General features: G+C 41.1%; 14 protein-coding genes and 2 pseudogenes. 13 read left to right on the forward strand and 3 right to left on the reverse strand.

Going from position 1 to position 9,079, the window contains the following annotated elements:
- From EWV84_RS08550 to EWV84_RS08600, 12 genes and pseudogenes are all read left to right on the forward strand, one after another.
- Window positions 1-109 (forward strand): annotated as a pseudogene (locus EWV84_RS08550) (DUF3782 domain-containing protein); the annotation flags it as partial.
- Between the two features lie 241 nt (window positions 110-350).
- Window positions 351-695, forward strand: a complete 345-nt coding sequence (locus tag EWV84_RS08555; RefSeq protein ID WP_287077659.1) for a hypothetical protein — start codon at window positions 351-353, stop codon at window positions 693-695.
- Window positions 696-702: 7 nt separating this feature from the next.
- On the forward strand, window positions 703-3,093 hold the full coding sequence (locus EWV84_RS08560) for a tetratricopeptide repeat protein (protein WP_287077660.1): 2,391 nt from the start codon (window positions 703-705) through the stop codon (window positions 3,091-3,093).
- A gap of 72 nt (window positions 3,094-3,165) precedes the next feature.
- Complete coding sequence (locus EWV84_RS08565) at window positions 3,166-3,387, forward strand: hypothetical protein (protein ID WP_002736659.1); 222 nt, start codon at window positions 3,166-3,168, stop codon at window positions 3,385-3,387.
- Window positions 3,365-3,622, forward strand: coding sequence for a ParE family toxin-like protein (locus tag EWV84_RS08570; protein WP_002737575.1), 258 nt, complete (start codon window positions 3,365-3,367; stop codon window positions 3,620-3,622). Before EWV84_RS08565 ends, EWV84_RS08570 begins: the two co-directional genes overlap by 23 nt.
- A gap of 16 nt (window positions 3,623-3,638) precedes the next feature.
- A complete protein-coding gene (locus EWV84_RS08575; protein ID WP_287077662.1) occupies window positions 3,639-4,076 on the forward strand; it encodes a tetratricopeptide repeat protein in 438 nt (145 codons plus the stop codon).
- A gap of 79 nt (window positions 4,077-4,155) precedes the next feature.
- Complete coding sequence (locus tag EWV84_RS08580) at window positions 4,156-4,398, forward strand: DUF433 domain-containing protein (RefSeq protein ID WP_002744173.1); 243 nt, start codon at window positions 4,156-4,158, stop codon at window positions 4,396-4,398.
- A complete protein-coding gene (locus EWV84_RS22840; protein ID WP_353737472.1) occupies window positions 4,395-4,544 on the forward strand; it encodes a DUF5615 family PIN-like protein in 150 nt (49 codons plus the stop codon). The genes EWV84_RS08580 and EWV84_RS22840 overlap by 4 nt, the downstream gene beginning before the upstream one ends.
- A gap of 355 nt (window positions 4,545-4,899) precedes the next feature.
- On the forward strand, window positions 4,900-5,157 hold the full coding sequence (locus tag EWV84_RS08585) for a hypothetical protein (RefSeq protein ID WP_287077663.1): 258 nt from the start codon (window positions 4,900-4,902) through the stop codon (window positions 5,155-5,157).
- Window position 5,158: 1 nt separating this feature from the next.
- Window positions 5,159-5,389, forward strand: coding sequence for an HNH endonuclease (locus tag EWV84_RS08590; RefSeq protein WP_286826964.1), 231 nt, complete (start codon window positions 5,159-5,161; stop codon window positions 5,387-5,389).
- A 104-nt stretch (window positions 5,390-5,493) separates the two neighbouring features.
- Window positions 5,494-5,808 carry a nucleotidyltransferase domain-containing protein gene (locus EWV84_RS08595; protein WP_024971013.1) on the forward strand — a complete coding sequence of 105 codons (315 nt, stop codon included), beginning with the start codon at window positions 5,494-5,496 and terminating at the stop codon, window positions 5,806-5,808.
- On the forward strand, window positions 5,805-6,203 hold the full coding sequence (locus EWV84_RS08600) for a HEPN domain-containing protein (RefSeq protein ID WP_287077664.1): 399 nt from the start codon (window positions 5,805-5,807) through the stop codon (window positions 6,201-6,203). The genes EWV84_RS08595 and EWV84_RS08600 overlap by 4 nt, the downstream gene beginning before the upstream one ends.
- Window positions 6,204-6,419: 216 nt before the next feature.
- Here the strand turns inward: EWV84_RS08600 and EWV84_RS08605 are convergent, their stop codons facing one another.
- Window positions 6,420-6,953 (reverse strand): DUF2062 domain-containing protein, encoded by a 534-nt coding sequence (locus tag EWV84_RS08605; protein ID WP_287077665.1) that lies wholly within the window; start codon window positions 6,951-6,953, stop codon window positions 6,420-6,422.
- Between the two features lie 53 nt (window positions 6,954-7,006).
- Here EWV84_RS08605 and mnmE point away from each other — a divergent pair, with 53 nt between their 5' ends.
- Window positions 7,007-8,380, forward strand: a complete 1,374-nt coding sequence (mnmE, locus tag EWV84_RS08610; RefSeq protein WP_287077667.1) for a tRNA uridine-5-carboxymethylaminomethyl(34) synthesis GTPase MnmE — start codon at window positions 7,007-7,009, stop codon at window positions 8,378-8,380.
- Between the two features lie 84 nt (window positions 8,381-8,464).
- Here mnmE and EWV84_RS08615 read toward each other — a convergent pair whose 3' ends face one another.
- Window positions 8,465-8,782: a DUF4164 family protein gene (locus tag EWV84_RS08615; RefSeq protein ID WP_079209767.1), complete on the reverse strand. Its 318-nt coding sequence runs from the start codon at window positions 8,780-8,782 to the stop codon at window positions 8,465-8,467.
- Between the two features lie 111 nt (window positions 8,783-8,893).
- Window positions 8,894-9,079 (reverse strand): annotated as a pseudogene (locus EWV84_RS08620) (polyhydroxyalkanoate biosynthesis repressor PhaR); the annotation flags it as partial.

Genomic DNA, 9,079 nt, shown 5'->3' on the forward strand with positions numbered 1-9,079 from the left:
CAATGAGGTGGCGAGTTATGGTTGTCGTCAGGGTTTATTTGTGTTGGTGCAGTCAGGGGAAAATGTAATAATTTTAAATGATGCGGAGTTTACGCCCCGGGTTTGGTAGGTTTAGCTTTTTCTCGAAATCTTCTAGGTTCTGTGTGATCAGTTTAACTTACAGAGGATCGATCTTTGTGTCCTCTGTGTCTTTGTGGTTCCTTCCACCCCCTCGCTAGGAGAAATTTATCTTAGAATACATTTTATCCACCAAATCCAAGAGGGCCATTTTTGTTACGATATCCTGAACAGAAATCTGAAGAGATTGGCGATGAAATTGTCCCTCCTTTTAATCGGTGAGAGTATGAGCTATGCCTGATTCACCAGAAGTACAACAGAACTTTAATGCACCCGTTTATGGAGTAGCCGGAAAAGTTGCTGGAGACCAAATTATCTACGCCTCTCCTCAGAAGCAAGATTTAGCCGAAGCTGCCGCAGAAATTCAGCGATTGCTCAAACAACTGGAAGAGACAAATCCCACTGCGACAGAAAAACAAAAGGAAGCTTACATCAATGCGGCGGTGTCAACTCCTGTCAGAAAGCGATTGCTAGGCGCGGTGAAATCAGGGGGGAAAGCTGCCCTTGAGGAATTTCTAGATAATCCTTACCTCAATGTAACAATGGCTTTAATTGAAGGTTGGAAAACAGCAGAGTGATATTGGGATGGGTTACGAACTCATCCTACAATGTGGCAAAGGAGGTATCCGAGCAATGGCAGAAGAGTCCAAGATTGAGCAAAACTTCAACGCAGCCTATGGAGTTGCTGGAGTTGTACAGGGCGACCAAATTATCAATCCTCCTCAGACTCCCCAAGCGGAAAAACCAGCAGAATCGCCGAATAATCTCAATCGAGCGCGTACTGGGGCGGTTAATTTTGTGGGGCGTGAAGATGCAATGACACAACTGCACCACCAGTTACAGCAACAAGAAAGAATTGCGATTACCGCCGTCGTGACGGGAATGGCAGGAGTGGGTAAGACAGAATTAGCACTCCAGTATGCTCTACATCATAAGGAAAAATCAACTTATGCAGGCGGTATTTGCTGGATCGGGGTGCAAGGTGAAACAGTAGGGGTACAACTATTAGAATTTGCTAAGTCGCAGTTGGGCTTGTTTCCCCCTGAAGATTTGAATTTGCGGGGGCAATTGGATTATTGTTGGGCAAGATGGCAACCGCCAGGGGATGTACTGCTGATTTTAGATGACGTGCATCAATACGCGGAAATCCAAGATTATTTGCCTCCCCAAGAACAACGATTTAAGGTATTGATTACGACTCGACAACACTGGCTGGCCGCATCTTTTGAGCAGTTGCGTTTACCCGTTTTAAGCGAATCAGCCGCCCTTGCTTTGCTGGAATCTCTGATTGGTGCGTCGCGTCTGCAAGCTGAATTAGAGTTAGGAAAGGGGCTATGTGCGTTGCTAGGGTATTTGCCTTTGGGCTTGGAATTGGTGGGGCGTTTCCTCAAGCGGCGTAGTAATTGGACATTGGCGAGGATGCAACAGCAGTTGATAGATAAGGGCTTACAGTTGTCTGCTTTGCAGAATCCTTCGCCAGATATGACTGCCCAAAGAGGGATAGAGGCGGCTTTTGAGGTGAGTTGGGAGGAGTTGAATCAGCCAGCACGGGATTTAGGGTGTTTCCTCAGTCTCTTTGCTTTGGCTCCTATTCCTTGGCGGTTGGTGATAGAAAGGTGTTTGTCTGCTGAGGATGAGGAGGAGTTGGAAGATATTAGAGAGGACGAATTACTCAACCTTCATCTGTTGCAAGCGGTAGAGGGAGAAGTTTATCAGTTTCATCCGTTGGTGCGACAGTTTTTTCAGGCTAAGTTGGCACTGCGAGAGGATGGGGATGAGTTGAAACGCTCCTTTTGTCGGGGTATGGTTGAGGAGGCAAAGACTATTCCTGATACTCCAACTAAGGAGCAAGTAGAAGCCGTCGCCCTATCTATTCCCCATATTGCGGAGTCAGCAACAGAGTTAGAACAATGGCTGGAGGATGAGGATTTAATCCCGTCTTTTGCAGGATTGGGGCTATTCTATGAAGGGCAGGGATTGTACGAAGAAGCTGAACCTTGGTTTAAGCAATGTCTAGCAGTAACTCGCCGTCGTTTGGGAGAAGAACATCCCGATGTGGCAACTTCTCTCAACAATTTAGCAGCATTGTACAATTCCCAAGGCAGGTACAAAGAAGCGGAACCTCTCCATCTAAAAGCATTAGATTTGAGAAAACGACTCTTAGGAGACAATGATCCCCTTGTGGCAACTTCCCTCAACAATTTAGCAGCATTGTACCGTTCCCAAGGCAGGTACAAAGAAGCGGAAGCCCTCTTTTTACAAGCATTAGATTTGAGAAAACGACTCTTAGGAGACAATGATCCCCATGTGGCAACTTCCCTCAACAATTTAGCAGGATTGTACAAATCCCAAGGCAGGTACACAGAAGCAGAACCTCTCTATCTAGAAGCATTAGATTTGAGAAAACGACTCTTAGGAGACAATGATCCCCTTGTGGCACAATCCCTCAACAATTTAGCATCATTGTACGAATCCCAAGGCAGGTACACAGAAGCGGAACCTCTCTATCTAGAAGCATTAGATTTGTATAAACGACTCTTCAGAGACAATCATCCCCTTGTGGCAACTTCCCTCAACAATTTAGCACAGCTGTACAAATACCAAGGCAGGTACACAGAAGCGGAACCTCTCTATCTAGAAGCATTAGATTTGTATAAACGACTCTTCAGAGACAATCATCCCCTTGTGGCAACTTCCCTCAACAATTTAGCAGAATTGTACTATTTCCAAGGCAGGTACACAGAAGCGGAACCTCTCCTTCTAGAAGCATTAGATTTGAGAAAACGACTCTTAAGAGACAATCATCCCGATTTGGCAACTTCCCTTAACAATTTAGCAAGATTGTACAATTCCCAAGGAAAGTACGAGGAAGCGGAACCTCTCTATTTACAAGCTTTAGCAATTGCCGAGCAAGCTTTAGGGGAGAATCATTCTACTACTGTTAGGATTCGGGAAAACTTAGAGTCGCTCCCGTAGGATGGGTTATTAACCCATCCGATAATACAACAATATAAAATAATACAATCACCTTCAATCAACCAAACAATCATGACTACACTCAAAGATATTGAATCCGCGATTCTCCAGTTGCCTGACGAAGAAATCCATCAATTATCAGCTTGGTTACAAGACTATCTTGATGATAGTTGGGACAAACAGATAAAAAACGATCTCGAATCAGGGAAACTCGATCGACTATTACAAAAAGTCAACAATGATATCAGTAACAATCAAGTTAAGCCTTTAGATGAAATCCTTAACAACTCCTGATTTTTGGCAATGTTATGCCAACTTACCTCCCTACATTAAGCAACAGGCAAAAAAAGCCTATCGTCTCTGGATTAGTAATGTTTTCCATCGATCATTACATTTCAAGAAAGTAGGGAAAAATGTCTGGTCAGTCCGAATAACTGAGAATTATAGAGCTTTAGCATTGAAAAAAGGTGAAGATTATTACTGGTTTTGGATTGGTTCTCATGATGAGTATGAAGAGTTAATTAAATAGAAGGAGAAAATTAACCATGCTAGATCCTCAAGAATTTCGCAATATTATCCACCAAGATTTTACTGAAGTTACCTCACAGGAATTTCTGGCAAATCAAAAAAAATACTGTCCAGAAATTTTTGAAGGCGATAACTATCCCAATATCACTGAAAATCTTAATAATTTAGCAAAACTCTACCAATCCCAAGGAAGGTACGCAGAAGCTGAACCACTCTATTTACAAGCTTTAGAATTGAGAAAACGACTATTAGGGGAGAATCATCCCGATGTATCATCTTCCCTCAATGGTTTAGCAAAATTGTACAATTCTCAAGGAAAGTACGAAGAAGCTGAACCCCTCTATTTACAAGCATTAGCAATTGCCGAGCAAGCTTTAGGGGAGAATCATCCTAATACTGTTAAGATTCGGGAAAGTTTACAAAAGATGCGACAACAGCAACATCCATCGTATTAACTGTGATTGATGGGATTATGTCAAGTTTTTAGGAAATTAAATCAGTTTATTCTTAATCAAACTTAAACGGAGAAAATTAATGACAACCAACTTATTAAATAATGCTATTACCATAGATAACGAAATTCAACATGGTAAACCAATCTTAACAGGAACCCGAATCCCGATCGCCATTGTTATTGGTTCCCTGGCAGGAGGAATGAGCTATGAAGAAGTCATGGAGGAATATGGAGTTACTCAAGAGCAAATTCTTGCTTCTTTAGCATATTTTTCTGAACTTTTAAATAATGAAATCATTTATCCAATGGAGAAAACCAGTTGAAAATTCGCTTTTTAATTGATGAAGACTGCCCCTTAAGTTTAAGCAACTTGCTAAATTCTAAAGGTTATGACGCTATTCATGTAAAAACCTCTGGACTAAGTGGCACAAAAGACCCTGAGCTATTTCGATTTGCTCAACGAGAATAGCGAATTATTATTAGCCGTGATTTGGGATGGGCTAATATCAAAAATTATCCTCCCAATACCCATTGTGGTCTGATTATTTTACGATTTCCTTTTGAGGCGATAGCGGTAGAAATTAGACAGGTTTTAGAAAATTTTATCAATACCGTAGATATAAAAAAAATTATTGGCTCAACGGTAATTGTGGATAAAAATAAGTTTAGGATCAGAAAATCTGGTTGACAAATTAATAGTGTTCCTAATATAAATTAAACAGCGATCGCCACTTTTAAACCTGATAGAAAAACAGCAATTCTTTTACAGTTCATTAAATTGTAATTGCTTTTTCCCTACCCAATAAACCCAACAGAATAAACCCATGAATACAGCAACTCAAACCATCAAAGTCTATAACGAAATTATTGAACTAATCGCAGGGGGAACCACCCCCCAATCGGTGATTAACTTTCATCTTTCCGATACCGCTCAAAATCGCCTAGAAGACCTAATTTATAACGCTAAAAATAATGAACTTACCCAAGATGAAAAACAGGAACTCGATGCTTATTTAATGCTAGAACATATTATAACCCTAGCAAAAGCAAAAGCTCACAAATATCTCAATGGAGCTAACTAAAATGGCTCGACCTTACATTAGTGCAGAATTGCGAAAATTAGTTGCTGAACGTGCCGATTTTCTCTGTGAATATTGCTTAATTTCTGCTTCTGATAGGGTATCTGGCTGTCAGGTGGATCATATCATTAGTGTTAAACATGGGGGAGCAACTTCGGCTGATAATTTGTGCTATGCCTGTATTTTTTGCAATTTACAAAAAGGTACAGACTTGCTGAATACAACACAATCATAGTATTCATTTAATCATTCAAATCACAGTTTAGACTTATTATGGGATTATGGGATGGATTATATTGTTAATATTGTTTTGCAGTACAAAAAAGGTCATAAAAAATCATGGAAAAACAACTATTACTCAATAAAATTAAACAAGCAGTACAAGCGATCGAACCACAAGCGCAAATATTTCTTTATGGTTCACGGGCGCGGAATGATGCTCAACCAGACTCTGATTGGGATATATTAGTATTAGTTGATGGGATCACCAACCCTACTCGCACATCTCAAATCCGTCGTCAAATTTATGAAATCGAATGGGAAACAGAAGAAGTTATTTGTACCATTGTTCGCAGCAAAAATCAATGGGAACATCCCTTATTACAAACTACTCCTTTCTGGCAATCAGTTAACAAAGAAGCTATTATGCTATGAGTAAAAATTCCCCTCACGATCAACTAATTAGGTATCGTTTAAATCGTGCAGAGGAAGCTTATCAAGATGCTTGTTCTCTTGCTGATGGTGCAAGATGGAATAGTTGTATCAATCGTCTATACTATAGTTGCTTTTATGCTGTTACGGCTTTACTTGCTTATGATAATCTCTCATCTCCAAAACATACAGGTGTCCGTAGTCTCTTCAATAAAAACTACATCCGTAGTGAAATTATTTCAAAAGACTTTGGTGCAATTTATAACGAATTGTTTGAATACCGTCTCGAAGCAGATTATACAGACTTTGCAGATTTTGATGAATTACAAGTTCTTCCTTTTATTGCAAAAGTGAGAGATTTTAAAAATATAATTTCAGACCTGCTTCCTACTGATTAAATGACAAAAGTATTGTATAGCAATACATTAAGTAAAGAGCATCTCAATACACAAATGATTCGTAATAATTTACAAATGATGCGACAGTCACATCCATCGTCTTAACTGCGATCAATTTGACTATGGGATGGACTATGATTGATCATTGATGAAGACTTGCTGAATACAACACAATCATTGTATTCATTCAATCATTCAAATCATAGTTTAGACTTATCAGCGTTTTCTACCTGTTTGTCGCCGGTGATACCGTTGATGAACTAGGCGATAGCTAACAAAATAGGTTATCGTAGCAAATACCGTCGCTGATAGTAAGCAACCAAAAAACAGGGTCAAAAGAAATTGGCCGCCAGAACTAGCTAACTTTTCGGTGAAGCTTTGATTAGTTTGAAAAATGTTGCCCAGATTCGATCGCCCGCTTTGACCAAGAATAAACTCTCCTAATTTATAGTTAAACAGGAAAATTGGCAGATCGGTCAAGGGATTGCTGATATAAGTACCTGCAGCAGCTGCGATTTTGTTGGCACGAAATAGGGTGGCTAAAAAGATAGCGACGATGATTTGAAGGCCCATCCACGGGAAAAATCCCGAAAAAACTCCCAAGGCAAAACCCCTGGCAATTTCCCTAGGATGTCCTTGTAATCGCATTAAGCGAATATACCAATAGCGCAAAAATCGCAGTAAGCGATTACTCGAATATTTGCCGCTTTTTCTCGCTTTTAATGGCCGTGAATGCATATTTTCGGGCATAAATGCTGACAAAATTGATACGGAGTTCAATTTTAGCAAGGAGTGATTAAGAGATGTTAAACACAGGGGATACGATCGCTGCCATCGCTACGGCGATCGTTCCGCAACAGGGTAGCATCGGTATTGTCCGTTTATCCGGTAGTCAGGCATTGGCGATCGCTCGTCAGCTTTTTCATACCCGCAATCGTCAAAAATGGCAAAGTCATCGTCTTCTCTACGGTTATATCCGGCATCCCCAAAGTCAAGCAATTATCGATGAAGCTTTACTGTTGCTCATGTTAGCACCCCGCTCTTTCACTCGCGAGGATGTGGTGGAATTTCACTGTCATGGCGGCATTATGCCCGTACAACAGGTGTTACAGTTATGTCTAGAAAATGGGGCCCGTTTGGCACAAGCGGGGGAATTTAGCCTGCGTGCCTTTCTTAACGGCAGAATTGACCTAACTCAAGCTGAAAGCGTCGTCGATCTCGTTGGGGCGCGTTCTCCCCAAGCGGCACAATTTGCCCTCGCTGGTTTACAGGGGAAACTCGCGCAACCGATCCGCCATTTGCGTGCCACCTGTCTCGATATTTTGGCCGAAATAGAGGCCCGTATTGACTTTGAAGAGGATTTACCGCCCTTGGATCACGAGGTGATTCTTTATAGCATAGAACAGGTTTTTTGTCAAGTAAATTTAATTTTAGCCACTGCCGAGCGCGGGGAATTGCTGCGTAGTGGTCTGAAAGTGGCGATCGTGGGGCGGCCGAATGTGGGTAAATCCAGTTTGTTAAATGCTTGGAGTCGGAGCGATCGAGCGATTGTCACCGATTTACCCGGCACTACCCGCGATATTGTCGAATCTCAGCTAGTTGTGGCGGGAATCCCCGTACAAGTCCTCGATACGGCAGGAATTCGCTCGGCCAGCGATCGAGTCGAACAAATTGGGGTGGAACGTTCCCGTCAAACGGCCCGGTCTGCTGATTTAGTTCTCTTAACCGTCTCCGCAGAGTCAGGATGGACCGAGGAAGACGAGGAAATTTATCGCTCTGTCAGCGATCGCCGATTAATTTTAGTGATTAATAAAATTGATTTAGCTAATCCCGAAATGATAATTTACCCAGCAGAAATTGAGCGAGTTGTCAAGCTATCCGCCGCCCAAAATCAGGGTATTGAAGACTTAGAAAAAAGTATTATTAATGCTGTCCAAAATCAAGAATTACAGGCGGCTAATTTGGATTTAGCCATTAATCAACGACAAGCGGCCGCTTTAACTAGGGCGAAAATTGCTTTGCAACAGGTCAAAAAAACAATTGACCAAAATTTACCTTTTGATTTTTGGTCGATCGATCTGCGTACTGCCATTCAAGCATTAGGAGAAATTACCGGCGAAGAAGTAACTGAATCGGTACTCGATCGCATTTTTAGCCGTTTTTGTATTGGCAAGTAAGCAATTAGAAAATCTGGTCAACCAGAAACAAGGTTTTATCCTTTTGTGTTGGGTTAACTGTAGTCTTGTTGAGGATTGGAGAACTCAGATATTACTGGAAAAAAATACTTTCCAAGCGGCCGTAATAATGGCACTTCCCAAAAGGATAATCAATGTCCAGACCTGATTTTTTTGGGTTCCTTCCACTGATTTTAGCCGATTGTCGATGCCTTCGATTTTCTCGTCTAACACTTTAATATCCCCTTTGATATCAGCTTGTCCTATCTCAAGTTTTGTTAAGCGATTATCTAATCGATCAAACCGTTCATCAATCTTATCGAATTTCTGGCTAACTTCCTTGATACTGTCTTTAATTTCTTTAAGGACGACATCAAGGGAATAAGTAACAGTTTCGTTAGACATTGGGTCAACTCCTATACTGCATCTGGTTGGATATAATTTTATCTTAGTCTAGGCTTTAAGAAAATTTTTTTCAGGAGCGGTTAACTGTAGTCTTGTTGAGAATTAGAGAACTCAGATATTACTGGAAAAAAATACTTTCCAACCGGCCGTAATAATGGCACTCCCCAAAAGGATAATTAATGTCCAGACCTGATTTTTTTGGGTTCCCTCTACCGATCTGAGCCGATTGTCGATGCCTTCGATTTTCTCGTCTAACACTTTAATATCCCCCTTGATATCGGTTAGTCCTATTTCTAC

This window comes from Microcystis sp. M_QC_C_20170808_M3Col, assembly GCF_007095505.1.
Classification (GTDB): domain Bacteria; phylum Cyanobacteriota; class Cyanobacteriia; order Cyanobacteriales; family Microcystaceae; genus Microcystis.